A 14763-nucleotide genomic window follows, 5' to 3' on the forward strand; every position below is an offset into this window, starting at 1 on the left:
CCGATGCGCCAGATGCAGACCATGACTGCGGCAGCCCTTGCCCGCGCCAGCTATCTTGGCGCCGGCGCCCTGCCTCCGATCAGGGCCGCGCTGGACCGGGCCGGTGTTCAGGCCTGGCTTCTATCGGACGACACGCTGATCATCCCCGGCACAAATCATTGGACCGACTGGATTCGCTTCAACCTCAATACCATGCTGGTGGCCGGTCAGCAGGTCGGCTGGAACGAAGTCGGCACCTGTATCGGCAATGCCAAGTGGCACCGCGGTTTTGCCGTTCATGCGCGCGCCGTCCATGATTTCCTGAACGGTCGCCGGCCGAAGTATATCATCGGCCATTCACTGGGCGCGGCGTCGGCACAAATACTCGGCTGCCACTACGGCGTGCCGACGATGTGCTTTGCCTCCCCCAACCCCCGATTTGGCGGCACCGCGTTGAGCCATGAAGGATGGGTGCTGAATGTCGTCTACAACGACGACCCCGTCGGCCGGTTCCCGTTGCAGATCAATGGCTATCGCCGGATCGGGTCGGTCGAGATATTGGCCCGCCGCAATTTGCCGGGGCTTCAGCATTCGATGGATCGCTATATTCCGATGTTGGCCGACGAGATCGCCGGAGGCTCCCTCCACACGGCGTGGCCCCCCGGACCCTAGCGTAGCCGGTCCCGCAATAGCCGCCGCAGGATCTTGCCCGAAGCGCTTTTTGGTATCGCGTCGATCTCGATGATCCGCTGAACCTGTTTGTAGCTGGCGACGTGCTCTTTGAGGTAGTCTTGAAGCGTCGGCAGATCGACGCCTCCCTCGGTGGCGGGCACGATGAAGGCGACCGGGACTTCGCCCGCATCATCGTGGGGCTGTCCGACCACGGCCACGTCCGCCACGCCGGGATGAGCGACAAGGAGCGCCTCGATTTCGGCGGGTGCGACCTGAAAACCTTTGAATTTGATGAGTTCTTTCAACCGGTCGACGATGTAGGTGTATCCTTTCTCGTCGATTTTCGCGATGTCGCCGGTATGCAACCAGCCGTCGGCATCGATCGTGCTGCGCGTGGCTTTGTCGTTGTTGAGATAGCCCAACATGACTTGCGGACCGCGCACCCATAGCTCGCCCGGCTCACCGGGGGCCGCGTCCTGGCCCGTCTCGGATTCGACCAGTCGCGCCTCTGTCATCGGCAAGAGCACGCCGGATGCCCCAGGCTTGTTATCGCCCGGGTGGCAGGCATGGCTGACCGGGCTGAGTTCGGTCATGCCGTAGCCCTGAATGACGTTGCAGCCAAGCCGTTGCCGCACCGCTTCTGACAGGTCCGCCCCCATCGGCGCCGCGGCCGACATGATCAGCCTGACGGATGACAGATCAACCGTATCGACAAGCGGATGTCGCGCCAGCGCGATCATGACCGGCGGCACCACGAACAGGCGCTCCATCTTGTATTTCTGGGCAAGGGTCAGGAATGACTCCAGATCGAACCGCGCCATGGTGACCACCGATGCGGACCGCGCGAGATAGAGGTTCATCACGACCTGCATTCCGTAGATATGGAAATAGGGCAGCATCGCGAGCGAGGTCTCGCCCTGCCCGACCGGGATGAGCACGGCTGCCTGCACCAGATTGGCCACCAGATTGCGGTGGCTGAGCATCACCCCTTTGGGCAGACCGGTCGTCCCGGAGGAATAGGGCAAGACCACCACATGTGCATCCAGATCGACAGCCGCCTGCGCGTCCAGCGGAGCGCCCATGAGATCGTCGAGCCCCTTCACCCCTTCGGCACCACCGATGGCCGCGATTTCGGACACCGATGTGCCGGTGATCCCGGCCCGCGCAACGGGCAGGAAATCGGGGATTGTGATGAGCAATTCAGCCCCGGAATCCTTGAGCTGGTGGCGAACCTCGTCGGCGGTGTAGGTGGGGTTGATTGTGGTGATCGTCCCCCCGGCCAAGGCGACGGCATGAAACACCACGGCAAATTCCGGAATGTTGGGCGCCATGAGCGCGACGGTATGACCGGCGCCAAACCCGTGTTCCGTCAATCCACCGGCAAGCCTGCGCACACTGTCTTCGAACGCCGCGCCGGTGAGGCTTCGCCCGGTCATACCGCAGGTCAGAACCGCCGTGTCCGCCTGCTTTCGCGTTCCCTGAAACACGAAATCCGTAATCGACAGGTCAGGCACCGCGACCGGGGCATAGCTGCTGGAATAGATCGTCATGGTCTGGCTCCTCCTCGGGTCTGGCAAGGGTGAGCGTTCAGCAGCCTTGGCGCAAGGATATTGATCCGCGGAGCCGCCTGAGACGGGTCAGAGCATCCCCGGCACGACCAGATCAGGTGGACGGTGCCCGTCGTCGAAGGTCTTGATATTGATGATGACTTTTTCGCCCATCTCCATCCGGCATTCGTGCGTCGCCGATCCCATATGCGGCAGGAGCACGCAGTTGGGCAGTTCCCGCAATCGCGGATTGATCTCACCGCCACGCTGATAGACGTCGAGCCCGGCCCCGGCTATTTCGCCTGCCCGCAGCATCCGGGTCAGCGCATTCTCGTCGATCACTTCGCCCCGCGAGGTGTTCACGATCACGGCGCTCGGTTTGAGCAGCTTGAGCCGCCGCGCGTTCATCAGGTGGAAGGTCGAAGGCGTGTGCGGGCAGTTGATAGACAGCACGTCGATCCGAGCGACCATCTGGTCGAGGCTTTCCCAATAGGTCGCTTCAAGCTCGTCTTCGATCTCGGGACGGAGCCGTTTGCGGTTGTGGTAGTGGATCTGCATCCCGAACGCTTTGGCCCGCCGCGCCACGGCCTGACCAATTCGCCCCATCCCGAGGATCCCGAGCCGCCGCCCGCCGATCCGCCCGCCGAGCATCGCGGTCGGCGCCCAGCCTTCCCAGTTGCCGGCCTGCATCAGCGCCAGTCCTTCGGGGATACGCCGGCTGACAGAAAGGATCAGTGCCATGGTCATATCGGCGGTGTCTTCGGTCACGACGCCGGGGGTGTTGGATACAAGAATCCCCCGCTGCCGCGCCGTTGCCACATCGATATGGTCGATACCGGCACCGAAATTGGCGATCAGCTTCAGCTTGTCGCCGGCCTGTGCGAGCAGTGCGGCGTCGATCGGATCGGTGATCGTCGGGACGAGCACGTCGGCCCCTTGCATCGCCTCTGCCAGTTCGGTTCGTGTCAGCGGTTTATCACCCTCACGCAAGGTGACGTTGAAGAGCTCTGTCATCCGCGTTTCGACCGCTTCTGGCAACCGTCGCGTCACGACAACACTTAGCTGTTTCCCTGGCATTCGGTTCACTCCCTGACTTTCCAACGCGCTGCGTTACTGGCAAGTTGCCTGCAAGCGACGCGAGGCACAAGAACCTGCGCGGGCTTGGGGTAGATAAAGGGCAGTTTCAAGGTGATACCAAGCAAAGGAATGCGGGCCGTCGTGACTTTGGCCCTTTTGGCTTTGGCAACAGCGGTGCCGGCGCAGCAAATCCGGCCCGAAGCGCGGCCCGTCAGTCTTGTATTGCCGGACGAAGACATCCTCGACGAGCCCTCGACCAATGCCGACCTGACAGAGGTGTCCAATACACCGATCGAGCCCCCCGCTCCGACCGACGTTTCGGAACAGGCCAGCGCAGAGCCCGATCCGTCCGTCGGCCCCGAGACGAACCTGCCCCTGCCCCGCTTTGTCTCGCTCAAGACCGATGAGGGCAATGTGCGCCGCGGACCCTCGCTGTCACATCGAATTGATTGGGTCTTTCTGCGCCGTGACATGCCATTGCAGGTGATCGCAGAATATGGCCACTGGCGACGGGTCGTGGACCGTGAAGGTTTGGGCGGATGGGTGCACTATGCCCTGCTCTCCGGCACGCGCACCGTGATCGTGGACGACAACCTGCTGCCGATCCGCGTGCGCCCCTCGGAGACCGCGCCCGAAGCCGCGCAATTGGAGGCCGGCGTGATAGCCCGATTGGGTGAATGCAATCCCGACTGGTGCCGAATCTCGGCCGGAGGCTATCGCGGCTGGGCTCTCAAGAGTGCTCTCTGGGGCGTCGCGTCCGACGAGATCCGCGACTGAGCAGACTTGCCGCTTCGCCCGCTTGCCGTTAGCACGCGGGCATGACCCAAGACACAGACACCAGATTGAACCTTTCGGCGGGCGTGTTGTCCGTTTCGGTGGCCCTTGTGCTGGTGCTGGCCAAGCTATGGGCTCTCGCGGCGACCGGTTCGTTGTCGATTGCCGCCACCCTCGCGGACAGCGGACTTGATCTGCTGATGTCACTTGGCGGCCTCGCGGCGATTGCCTATGCGGCCAAACCCGCCGACGAAGATCACGCTTTTGGCCATACCTCCGCCGAAGATCTGGCCGCCTTGGGACAGAGCCTCTTCATCCTGTTCTCGGCCATTGTGATCGCCGTCGCCGCGATCCGTCGACTGCTGTCGGATACGCCGGTCGCTCTGGCGTCGGAAAGTGCGGGGATGGTCGTGATCGTCTTTTCGATCGTGGTGACCGTGGCTCTTGTGATGTGGCAACGCCGGGTCGCAAGGCTGACCGGAAACCGCGTCGTTGCCGCGGATTCGCTGCATTATGTCGGTGACCTCATTCCGAATGCTGGTGCATTGATCGCGCTTTGGGCGTCCGCCCGCTATGGATTGGCCCAGATCGACAGCGTCGTCGCCCTGTTTGCCGCAGCGGTCATGGCCTTTGGCGCGCAGCGTATCGGACGCGGAGCCTGGGATGCTCTCATGGACCGGCAAGCCGACCCGGCCATGATCGACGGTATCAAGGAGATTGCCGGCAATCACCCCGGTGTCTTGGGCTTTCACGACCTCAAGACGCGCGTGGCCGGTAGCCGCACCTTCGTGAATCTGCATATCGAGCTGGACGGTGCGCAAACGCTGGATGAAGCTCACGCCATCGGTGCGGCCCTGCGTCGGGCCATCATCCGCGCCTACCCGAGAGCCGACGTCCTGATCCACAAGGACCCGACCGGCGTGCAGCCGCACCCGGACGATCCCACTCGCCACTAGCGAGTGGTCATTCCCCCCTGCGCGAGCGCAATCTGCACCGATCGCGCCCGCTCTGCATTCGCGCGTTCAGCTTACGCAGCAGCGTCCAGCCCACGGCCCTTCAGCAGCGCCTCGACCCCGGGCATCCGCCGGCGGAACGCGGTGTAAAGCTCGGCCGCGTCGATCGATCCACCCGACGACAGCACCGTCTTTTCCAGCCGTTTTGCCAGGGCCGGATCGAAGGGATCGCCCGCTTCTTCGAAGGCCGCGAAGGCATCGGCGTCCATGACCTCCGACCACATGTAGCTGTAGTATCCGCTCGAATAGCCGTCGCCGGCAAATACATGCGCGAAATGCGGTGTGGCGTGCCGCATCCGGATTGCATGCGGCATCCCCATTTCGGCGAGGATCTCTGCCTGTTTTTGCATAGGATCGGCGGGGGCCGGGCCGTCATGGAATTCCAGATCGACCATGGCCGATGCCACGTATTCGACCGTTTGAAAGCCCATGTCATAGGTACCCGCGGCCAGCATCCGCTCCAACATGTCGGCGGGCATCGGTTCGCCCGTTTCGGCATGTGTGGCGAATTCGGAAAGCACCTCGGGCACTTCCAGCCAGTGTTCGTAGAGTTGGCTCGGCAGCTCCACGAAATCGCGGGCGACGCTTGTACCGCTGATGCTCTCATAGGTCACGTCGGACAGCATCTGGTGCAGCGCATGTCCGAATTCGTGGAACAACGTCCGCGCATCGTCATAGGACAAGAGCGCCGGCGAGCCGGGCTCGGGCTTGGCGAAATTGCAGACGTTGATCACATGCGGACGGATATCCCCCTGCAGCCGCTGCTGGCTACGCATGGCCGAGCACCATGCCCCAGACCGCTTTGACCCGCGGGCAAAGAAATCGCCGATGAACAGGGCCACGTGTTCGCCGTCGCGGGTCACGTCCCACAAGCGGACGTCGGGGTGATAGCGCGGCCCGTCGACCTCTTTGAACTCGAGCCCGAAGAGCCGGTTCGCGCAGGCAAACTCGGCCTCGATCATCCGCTCCAATTGCAGATAGGGTTTCAGCGCGGCCTCGTCGAGATCATGCTCTATCTGCCGGCGCTTTTCCGAGTAATAACGCCAATCCCAAGGTTCCAAGGGACCAGACTCACCATCGGCATAGAGCATCGTCTCCAGCACCGCCGCGTCGGCCTCAGCGGCCGCCCGGGCAGGTGTCCAGACCTTCATCAGCAACTCCCTCACGGCGGCGGGGGTTCCGGCCATTTCGGTTTCCAGCTTGAAGGCGGCGAAGGAGTCGTAGCCCAACAACTGCGCTCGTTCAGCCCGCAACGCCAGGGTCTCGGCAGCGATGGCGCGGTTGTCCGTTTCGCCGCCGTTTTCGCCACGCGCGACCCATGCCTCATAGGCTTTCTTGCGAAGGTCGCGGCGTGGCGAGAATTGCAGAAACGGCACGATCAGCGAGCGCGACAATGTCACCACTGGGCCGTTTGCCTCTTTCTCTTGCCCCGCCGCACGTGCACTGGCGCGCACGAAATCGGGCAGGCCCTCCAAATCGGCCTCGGACAGTGGCATGAACCAGTTTGCCTCGTCGGCGAGCAGGTTTTGCGTGAATTGGGTGCCCAGAACGGCCAACCGGGACTTCACTTCCTTCAGCCGGTCTGCCTTCGCGCCCTGCAACTGCGCGCCGGCCCGCACGAAGCCGCGACGTGTCAGCATCAGCACCCTGTCTTGTTCGGGCGTCAGACCGAGCGCCTCGCGCTTTTCCCACAACGCCTCGATGCGGGCGAACAGCGCGGCGTTGGAGCTGACCTCGGAGCTGTAGGCGGACAACAAGGGCGCGAAATCGCGCTGCAGGCCCTGTCTGGCCGGATTACTGTCGGCGCCGGCCAAGGCCCAGAACGCGCTCAGCACCTTGCCCAACAAGGTGTCGGCCGTTTCCAAAGCCTCAATCGTATTGGCAAAACTGGGCGGCTCGGGGTTCTCCGCGATCGCCTGCACCGCGGCACGCGATTGTGCCAGCGCGGCTTCGACAGCCGGAGCGAAATCCTCGTCGCTGATGGCGTCAAATGGCGGCAATCCGTATGGTGTGTCCCAGTCTTCGAGCAGTGCGTTGGCCATAGGCAATCTCCTTTCGGCTCAACCTATGGTGAGTTGTGGACCTTTGCCAGCACCTGCCCCTTCATCTTGGCAAGTAAACTCAGTCGAAACATCCCCGCCGTCGCGGCGCCAGCCGAAGAGGCGTGCGGTCACCGCACGTCTCGACCCCGAAGCTGCTTTTCCACTCGGCGCAAAGCCAGCGAAAGCGTGATCGTCATGGTCAGATAAATCAGGGCGACCACGTTGTAGGTTTCGAAATACCGGAAATTGCCCGCCGCGGTTACTTTGCCCAGTTGGGTGATGTCCGTCACGCCGAGCACGCTGACGAGGCTGGAATCCTTGACCATCGCCACGAAATCATTGCCGAGCGGCGGCAGAATCGTCCGAAATGCCTGCGGAAAGACGATATGCCGGAACCGTTGCAGACGGTTCAGGCCCAGCGCCTCGGCAGCTTCGATCTGTCCTTTGTCCACCGATTGCAGTCCGGCCCGAAAAACTTCGGCCAGAAACGACGCATAGGCCAGGGTCAGCGCGATGACCGCCCGCCACAGGAGCGGGAAATCGCGGCCGCGCATCGGCTCGAACCCGAGCGGTTCGGTCGCCCAGTTCCAGAACGTCACGATCGCGGGTGCCACCACGAAGGCGACGTAGAGCAGCAGCACGATGATGGGCACGCCCCGCATCACTTCGACGTAGAGCCTCGAAATTTGACGCAACCAGATCGACCGCGACAAGGCCCCCAGGGCCAGTAGCAGGCCCAGCGCACAGGCTGCCGCATATGCGATCAGGGTGACCATGATCGTGATGACGATCCCCTTCGACAGGGTGTCTAGCACGGCGGAGTAGGTCTCGTCGGACCACACGTTCCAAAACAGCCATCCCCCGGTGGCTGCAATGATGAGCAGCCACCAGGGGAAATCCTTGTCGTTCGGTGATGTCGGGATCATCGGCTGAGAGCGGCTGTCGCGCTCACATCATTCGCCGAAGGTGTAATCGAGGAACCACTTGGTGTTCAGCGCCTCGAGCGTGCCGTCGGCCGCCATCGAGGCGATGGCTGCGTTGATTGGTTCCACGAGATCGGAGCCTTTCGGAAAGATGAACCCGAAGTCTTCGGTGCCAAGCGGTTCGCCGATCAGCTTGAGCGCCCCGTCCGACGCGGCCACATAGCCGTTCCCGGCGGTTCCGTCCGTGAGCACGAGGTCGACGTCGCCTGCCCGCAGCGCCTGCACCGTCGCGCCGAAGGTTTCCATCAACTGGATGCGCGGATTGGCTTCGTCACCGTCGAGCACTTCGTAGACGCCGACGTAAAAGGGCGTGGTGCCGGGCTGGGCTGCCATCAGGAAATCGGGATCGGCGGCAAAGCTTGCCGCGTCGGTGAACCGATCCTCGTCGCCGCGCACCATCATGACCATTTGGCTGGTCATGTAGCTGTCCGAGAAGTCGACGATTTCTGCCCGGTCCTCACGGATCGTGATCCCGGTCATCCCCAGATCGAATTGCCCTTCGGAGACGGCAGGGATCATTGCGTCCCACGAGATGTTCTCGTAGACGACCGTGGCGTTGATCCGCGAGGCGATTTCGGCCATCGCGTCGTATTCCCAGCCGACGGCATTGCCGTCGCCATCGACGAATTGCAGCGGCGGATAGGCGTTCTCGGTCACGACCACGATTTCGCGCCCGTCCAGATCGGGCAGATGCCCGTCCGCCAGAACGGGCCCGGCCAAGGCCGTCACCGCTGCGAGGGTTGCGGCGAGGGTCTGAACTGTCTGTGTCATCTAGATCTCTCCCAGAGTTGGTTTTGCCCGACTATGACAACGCCCCGTGTCCGGACGCAAGAGCCGTCAATTATTCGCGCATCCGTGCAGGGCCTCACCCATGCTCGCGCACAGAGACCACCATTGCACCGGAACCGGCCCGCCCCCATTGTATAGTCAGTGAACGAGACAAGACCTTGAGAGGTTTACCATGTCCAGAATGCCAACTTATTTCATTTCGCACGGTGGCGGCCCATGGCCGTGGATACCGAGAATGCGTGAGATGCTGTCCACCCTCGAAGCGTCCCTTGCCCGTATGCCCGAGGAAGTCGGTGAAACCCCAAAGGCCATCCTGATGATCTCTGGTCATTGGGAAGACGACGACTTCGCGGTGATGAGCAGCCCACGCCCGCCGATGGTCTATGATTACAGCAACTTCCCGCCTGAAACCTACGAGATCGTCTATCCCGCACCGGGTGCGCCCGACATCGCGGCCCGTGCGGCGGATCTGATCCGTGCGGCGGGGCTGGAGACCCATCTCGATCCGGACCAAGGTTTCGATCACGGCACCTTCGTGCCCGCCTACGTGATGTATCCCGACGCGCAGGTGCCGGTCTTTCAGGTGGCGATACGCCACGACTACGATCCCGCCGATCACTTTGCCCTTGGCCGCGCCTTGGCGCCGCTGCGCGAAGAGGGCGTGCTGATCGTGGGGTCTGGCCTGTCGTATCACAACCTGCGTCTGATGAACCAGGAGGGCAAGATCCCTTCGGCCGCGTTCGACGCCTGGCTCGACAAGACTCTCGCCCTGCCGCCGAAGGAGCGCACGGCCGCGTTGATCGACTGGGAATCGGCTCCACACGCCCGGACCTGCCACGCACAGGAAGACCACCTCGTTCCGATCTTTGCCGCTCTCGGCGCGGCCGAAGACGCCAAGGCCACTCGGGTCTATCACGATCCCGCCGTCTTTGGTGCGATCACCGCATCGAGCTATCGGTTCGACTAGTCGGCCCCGGCTCCGCAAACCGCGCAATCGGGGCGTCGCTTCGCCCCGATCACCCTGTTCTCGCCATAAAGCGCGTCATAGATCAGGAGCCTGCCACGCAGCGTTTCGCCCGCTCCCGTGATGATCTTGACCGCCTCGACCGCCATCATGGCCCCCACGACCCCCGGTAGTGGCCCCAGCACGCCGGCCTCTGCACAGGAGGGGACCAGCGATGGATCGGGGCTTTGCGGAAAAACGCAGGCATAGCAAGGCGCCCCTTGCGCAGGGTCGTAGACCGAGATTTGCCCCTCCCACTGAGTGAGCGCGGCCGCGATCAGCGGTTTGCCCAAGCGCACACATGTTTGGTTGACCAGATAGCGGGTTTCGAAGTTGTCGGTTCCGTCCAGCACCAGATCATAGTCGCCCAACAGCTCAGCGGCGACCTCGGCTGTCAGCCTTCGGTGATAGGGCCGAACGGTGACGAACGGGTTTTGAGCGGTCAGCGCCTCATTGGCTGAAAACACCTTGGGCATCCCGATGCGCGCGTCTGTGTGGATCACCTGCCGTGCGAGATTGGCAGCCTCGACGACGTCATCGTCGATCACCCCGATGGTGCCAACGCCCGTTGCGCCGAGATACTGGAGCGCGGGCGACCCCAGCCCCCCGGCCCCGACGACGAGCACTTTCGCGTCGCGCAGAGCCTTTTGCCCCGGTCCGCCGATTTCGCGCAGGGTGATCTGGCGGGCGTAGCGGCTGAGCTCACCGTCGCTGAAGCTGCCGGCGACCCGCACAGTCTCTGCTGTCTCCGGCCTGGCCCTCGCCCTGAGCCAGAGCAGCCCCCGCCGGTAGATCCACACCAAGGCGGCAAGCCCGAGCAGTAGCGCCCAGAACCGCGCATCGCCGCCTGTCGCCGTGCGCAACGGGTGGCCTTGCGGCAATGCGAGCTGCACGAAGATCACCGCCACGAACAACAGCCCGATCATCGTCCAGCGCGCACGGGTCGGCGCGCCCATGAGCGCCCCGATCCCCCAGAGCGCGGCCGCCATGACGCCGACCATCATCACTGGCCGACACCCGTCGAACCAAACCCCCCTTGCCCGCGATCAGTCTCGTCAAGTGAGCCGACCACCTGAAACCTTGCCTGAACGACCGGGGCAATGACGGCCTGCGCAATCCTGTCTCCGTGGCCGATGTGGAATGGCGCATCTCCCGCGTTCATCACGATCACGCCCAACGGCCCGCGATAATCGGCATCGATGGTTCCGGGGCTGTTGGGCAATGTGATCCCGTGTTTCAGCGCAAGTCCGGAGCGGGGGCGAAGCTGCATCTCGAAACCCTCGGGCACGGCCACGGCCAAACCGGTGGGAATGAGTGCACGTGCTCCGGGTGCAATCTCGATCCCGTCCCGTGCCTCGGGCGGAAAGTTGGCACAGATGTCCGCCCCGGCCGCCCCCGGTGTCTTGTATTCCGGCAAGGGCAAGGTTTGATCGGCGCCGTCCAGCCAAGTGATTTGCACACCGATCGGTTTGGCGGTCGTCATTGCAGCGCCTCTGCGATCCGAACAGCCAGTTTCCGGGCGACTTCGTCCTTGCTCATTCGCGGCCATTCCTCGGCCCCGGCATCCGAAATCAGGGTGACCGCGTTCTCGGTCCCGCCCATGATTCCCGTCGCCGGTGACACGTCGTTGGCGACGATCCAGTCGCATCCTTTGCGCAGCCTCTTGGCGCTGGCATGGGCAATGACATCCTGCGTTTCCGCGGCGAAGCCGACCACGAGACCCGGTCGAGCGTCGCTCAGCTGCGAGACCTGAGCCAGAATGTCGGGGTTTTCCGCCAGTTCCAAGGCAGGCAGCCCGTCTGTGCCTTTCTTGATCTTTTGATCGGAGGCTCCGGTCACGCGCCAGTCCGCGACGGCCGCCGCGAACACTCCGGCGTCTGCGGGCAATGCCTCCCGGACAGCGGCTAGCATCTCGGCCGCAGATTCCACCTTGACCACGCGCACCCCGTCCGGCGGCGGCACGCTCGCCGGGCCGGTCACGAACGTGACCTGCGCACCGAGCGCCGATAGTGCGCGCGCAATTGCCGTTCCCTGTGCGCCGGAGGACCGGTTGGCGATATACCTCACCGGGTCGATGGGCTCGTGGGTGGGGCCGGAGGTGACCAGGATATGTTTGCCCTTCAAAGGGCCATCCGCCACAGCCGCTGCCACGGCTTGGACGATCTCGTCCGGTTCGGCGAGCCGACCGGGCCCGTACTCGCCGCATGCCATGTCGCCCTCGTTCGGACCAACGGTCAGGATGCCGTCGTTTCGCAGGGTCGCGAGATTGCGTTGCGTGGCGGGATGGTCCCACATGCGCACGTTCATCGACGGCGCGATGAGGACACGCTTGTCCGTTGCAAGGAGCAACGTCGAGGCGAGGTCATCGGCCTGACCATTCGCCATCTTTGCCATGAGGTCTGCGGTGGCTGGGGCCACCACGATCAGGTCGGCAGACCGGGACAACTCGATATGGCCCATCTCCGCCTCGTCGGTCAGATCGAAAAGATCACGATAGATTTTCTGACCGGCCAAGGCTGACAGGCTCAGCGGCGTGACGAATTCGGAGCCGCCCTTTGTCAGAACAGGGGTCACGCTGGCGCCGGCCTTGCGCAGTTGTCGCACGAGGTCCAGCGCCTTGTAGGCGGCGATGCCGCCGCCCACGATCAACAGTATCTTCTTGCTCGCCAGCATCTTTCATCCCTCAATGCCCTGCCCCGTTCTAGGGTGCAGCAGGCGACGGCACAACTGGCGTTCAGGACGGACAGCGATCAGGCGAGGAAGCCGGCGACCTCTTGGCTCTGCCCTTCGAGGCTCTTGCGCATCTTGCCGAAGGCAGCGGCCTCCAACTGACGCACCCGCTCTTTCGACAGGCCGAGTTCGGTGCCGAGGCTTTCCAACGTGCGAGGGTCGTCACGCAATTTGCGCTCCTTGACGATGAAGCGTTCTCTGTCGTTCAACCCGTTGAGTGCGGTCAGGAGCCACTGGCGCAGGGTCTCGGTGTCGTGGGAATTCTCGACGCGCTCCGCTGCCTGCTCGCTGTCGTCTTCGAGCGCCTCGATCCACTCGCGCCCCTCGTCTTCCGAGGACTGGGTCGCATTTAGAGAGAAGTCGGAACCCGAAAGGCGGCCTTCCATCATCTCCACGTCATGCAGCGGGACGCCCACCTCTTCGGATATCAGGCGGCGCATCTCATGACCTTCGAGGGTTCGCCCTTCGGCGGCGGCCTCACGCTCCAGACGAGATTGCACCCGGCGCATGTTGAAGAAGAGCGATTTCTGAGACGAGGTCGATCCTGTCCGCACCATCGACCAATTGCGCATCACGTAATCCTGGATGCTGGCTTTGATCCACCAGACCGCATAGGTCGAGAAGCGCACGCCACGGTCGGGGTCGAACTTGTCGGCCGCTTTCATCAGACCGAGCGATGCCTCCTGGATGAGGTCGTTCATCGGCGCGCCATAGCGCCGGAATTTCGAGGCCATGGAGATCGCCAAGCGCATGTATGCGGTGATGAGGCGGTGCAGCGCCCGTTCGTCGCGATGGTCTCGCCACGCATAGGCAAGCGCCAGCTCAGTCTCGGCATCGAGCATTTCTGCCTTCATCGCCTTGCGAGAGAACGTCTGATCCGAGAAACCGTCGAGTGCCATGTCGTCAACCCCCTGTTGATTTTGCGGCTGTTATTCTATGTCTTCAGGTCTTGTTTTGGGTTGTTTACGGGTACTCAATGAATCCGGATCAAAGAAAGTTTCATGAAATGTCGTTGTCAGACCTGACTTTGGTGCTAGGAGGCGCTGCTTCCGGCAAGTCTGCCTTTGCCGAAGGCCAAATCACCGGATCAGGGCGCCAACCGGTTTATATCGCGACAGCACAAGCGTTTGACGCCGAAATGATCGCCAAGATCGCGGCCCATCAGGACATGCGAGGCGCCGGATGGCGCACGATCGAAGAGCCGACAGATTTATCTGCCGCTTTGGCCGGTGCGTCGTCGGATGAAGCCGTTTTGATCGACTGCGCAACGTTGTGGCTGACCAATCTGATCCTTGCCGATGCCGATCTGGACGCCGCTCAGGAGCATCTCTTGGCTGCGATAGAGACCTGCCCCGCCCCAGTCGTCATTGTGTCAAACGAAGTCGGCTCAGGAATCGTGCCGGACAACGCCTTGTCACGCAGATTTCGCAACGCACAGGGCCGGCTCAATCAGGCCCTCGCGGCGCGGGCCGACCACGTCGTCGCCGTGATGGCCGGCCTGCCACTGACGCTGAAGGCACCGAAATGACCCGCCTCTGGCTGGTCCGTCACGGGCCGACCCATGCCAAGGCGATGGTCGGCTGGACCGACCTTGCGGCCGATCTGAGCGATACCGCAACCATCGCACGGTTGCGGGACTATCTGCCCGATGCGCCTGTGGTGTCGTCTGACTTGAGCCGAGCGGTGGCAACGGCGGATGTTCTGTCGCGCAAACTGCGCCTGCCTCATGACCCGGGCCTGCGGGAAATCCACTTTGGCCAATGGGAAATGCGGACCTTTGCAGACGTCGAAGCCGAGACCCCCGACCTGATCCGCAAGTATTGGGAGACGCCCGGCTCTATTGCCCCCCCCGGCGGCGAAAGCTGGAATGCCATGGCGTCGCGCACGGATGCTGCGGTCGACAGCCTTTTGGCCCGAGGTCATCCCGATCTCATCGTCGTGTGCCATTTCGGCGTGATTCTGAGGCAGCTCCAGCGGGCGCTGGGGGTGAGCACGACGGAGGTCTTCGGCTACTCGATCGACAATCTGTCCGTGACGCGAATTGAGGCAGGAGCCGGCGGATGGACGGCACGAGCGATCAATCACGTTCCGTGATGCCCCGCCTCACGATAATTCGTTTCCATTTACGTCGGTCACAGTGCAAGCCACTGCCCA

Annotated in this window: 15 protein-coding genes; 6 read left to right on the forward strand and 9 right to left on the reverse strand. The window is 63.0% G+C overall.

Annotated elements, in window-relative coordinates; genetic code table 11:
- Window positions 1–3 precede the first annotated feature (3 nt).
- Entirely contained in the window at window positions 4–651 is a 648-nt protein-coding gene (locus tag LOM8899_RS00635) for a lipase family protein (protein WP_093990235.1), read from the forward strand.
- Here the strand turns inward: LOM8899_RS00635 and LOM8899_RS00640 are convergent.
- Both LOM8899_RS00640 and LOM8899_RS00645 read right to left on the reverse strand, forming a co-directional pair.
- Entirely contained in the window at window positions 648–2201 is a 1554-nt protein-coding gene (locus LOM8899_RS00640; protein WP_093990236.1) for an AMP-binding protein, read from the reverse strand. The two genes, LOM8899_RS00635 and LOM8899_RS00640, sit on opposite strands and share 4 nt — an antisense overlap.
- A gap of 87 nt (window positions 2202–2288) precedes the next feature.
- The gene (locus tag LOM8899_RS00645) at window positions 2289–3275 is read right to left on the reverse strand and encodes a 2-hydroxyacid dehydrogenase (protein WP_093990237.1); all 987 of its coding nucleotides are present in this window, start codon (window positions 3273–3275) and stop codon (window positions 2289–2291) included.
- A gap of 141 nt (window positions 3276–3416) precedes the next feature.
- Here LOM8899_RS00645 and LOM8899_RS00650 point away from each other — a divergent pair, with 141 nt between their 5' ends.
- Entirely contained in the window at window positions 3417–4052 is a 636-nt protein-coding gene (locus LOM8899_RS00650; protein WP_370739274.1) for an SH3 domain-containing protein, read from the forward strand.
- A gap of 41 nt (window positions 4053–4093) precedes the next feature.
- Window positions 4094–5005, forward strand: a complete 912-nt coding sequence (locus LOM8899_RS00655; RefSeq protein ID WP_093990239.1) for a cation diffusion facilitator family transporter — start codon at window positions 4094–4096, stop codon at window positions 5003–5005.
- A gap of 71 nt (window positions 5006–5076) precedes the next feature.
- On the opposite strand, the gene LOM8899_RS00660 is transcribed toward LOM8899_RS00655, so the two are convergent.
- The 3 genes from LOM8899_RS00660 to LOM8899_RS00670 form a co-directional block, all read right to left on the reverse strand.
- On the reverse strand, window positions 5077–7104 hold the full coding sequence (locus LOM8899_RS00660; protein ID WP_093990240.1) for a M3 family metallopeptidase: 2028 nt from the start codon (window positions 7102–7104) through the stop codon (window positions 5077–5079).
- A gap of 128 nt (window positions 7105–7232) precedes the next feature.
- On the reverse strand, window positions 7233–8030 hold the full coding sequence (locus LOM8899_RS00665) for an amino acid ABC transporter permease (protein WP_093990241.1): 798 nt from the start codon (window positions 8028–8030) through the stop codon (window positions 7233–7235).
- Window positions 8031–8057: 27 nt separating this feature from the next.
- Window positions 8058–8858, reverse strand: coding sequence for a transporter substrate-binding domain-containing protein (locus LOM8899_RS00670; RefSeq protein WP_093990242.1), 801 nt, complete (start codon window positions 8856–8858; stop codon window positions 8058–8060).
- A 253-nt stretch (window positions 8859–9111) separates the two neighbouring features.
- Between LOM8899_RS00670 and LOM8899_RS00675 the strand changes: the two genes are divergently transcribed.
- A complete protein-coding gene (locus tag LOM8899_RS00675; RefSeq protein WP_245820394.1) occupies window positions 9112–9843 on the forward strand; it encodes a DODA-type extradiol aromatic ring-opening family dioxygenase in 732 nt (243 codons plus the stop codon).
- Here the strand turns inward: LOM8899_RS00675 and LOM8899_RS00680 are convergent.
- The 4 genes from LOM8899_RS00680 to LOM8899_RS00695 form a co-directional block, all read right to left on the reverse strand.
- Window positions 9840–10886, reverse strand: coding sequence for a HesA/MoeB/ThiF family protein (locus LOM8899_RS00680; protein ID WP_093990244.1), 1047 nt, complete (start codon window positions 10884–10886; stop codon window positions 9840–9842). The two genes, LOM8899_RS00675 and LOM8899_RS00680, sit on opposite strands and share 4 nt — an antisense overlap.
- Window positions 10883–11362, reverse strand: coding sequence for a dUTP diphosphatase (gene dut / locus LOM8899_RS00685; RefSeq protein WP_093990245.1), 480 nt, complete (start codon window positions 11360–11362; stop codon window positions 10883–10885). Before dut ends, LOM8899_RS00680 begins: the two co-directional genes overlap by 4 nt.
- Entirely contained in the window at window positions 11359–12552 is a 1194-nt protein-coding gene (coaBC, locus tag LOM8899_RS00690) for a bifunctional phosphopantothenoylcysteine decarboxylase/phosphopantothenate--cysteine ligase CoaBC (protein WP_093990246.1), read from the reverse strand. Before coaBC ends, dut begins: the two co-directional genes overlap by 4 nt.
- Before the next feature lie 77 nt (window positions 12553–12629).
- Window positions 12630–13508, reverse strand: a complete 879-nt coding sequence (locus LOM8899_RS00695; protein WP_093990247.1) for an RNA polymerase factor sigma-32 — start codon at window positions 13506–13508, stop codon at window positions 12630–12632.
- 107 nt (window positions 13509–13615) lie between these two features.
- Between LOM8899_RS00695 and cobU the strand changes: the two genes are divergently transcribed.
- Both cobU and LOM8899_RS00705 read left to right on the forward strand, forming a co-directional pair.
- The gene (gene cobU, locus LOM8899_RS00700) at window positions 13616–14137 is read left to right on the forward strand and encodes a bifunctional adenosylcobinamide kinase/adenosylcobinamide-phosphate guanylyltransferase (protein WP_093991338.1); all 522 of its coding nucleotides are present in this window, start codon (window positions 13616–13618) and stop codon (window positions 14135–14137) included.
- Window positions 14134–14703, forward strand: coding sequence for a histidine phosphatase family protein (locus tag LOM8899_RS00705; protein WP_093990248.1), 570 nt, complete (start codon window positions 14134–14136; stop codon window positions 14701–14703). Before cobU ends, LOM8899_RS00705 begins: the two co-directional genes overlap by 4 nt.
- Window positions 14704–14763: the final 60 nt, after the last annotated feature.

The sequence above is a fragment of the Flavimaricola marinus genome, from assembly GCF_900184895.1.
GTDB classification, from domain to species: Bacteria; Pseudomonadota; Alphaproteobacteria; order Rhodobacterales; family Rhodobacteraceae; genus Flavimaricola; species Flavimaricola marinus.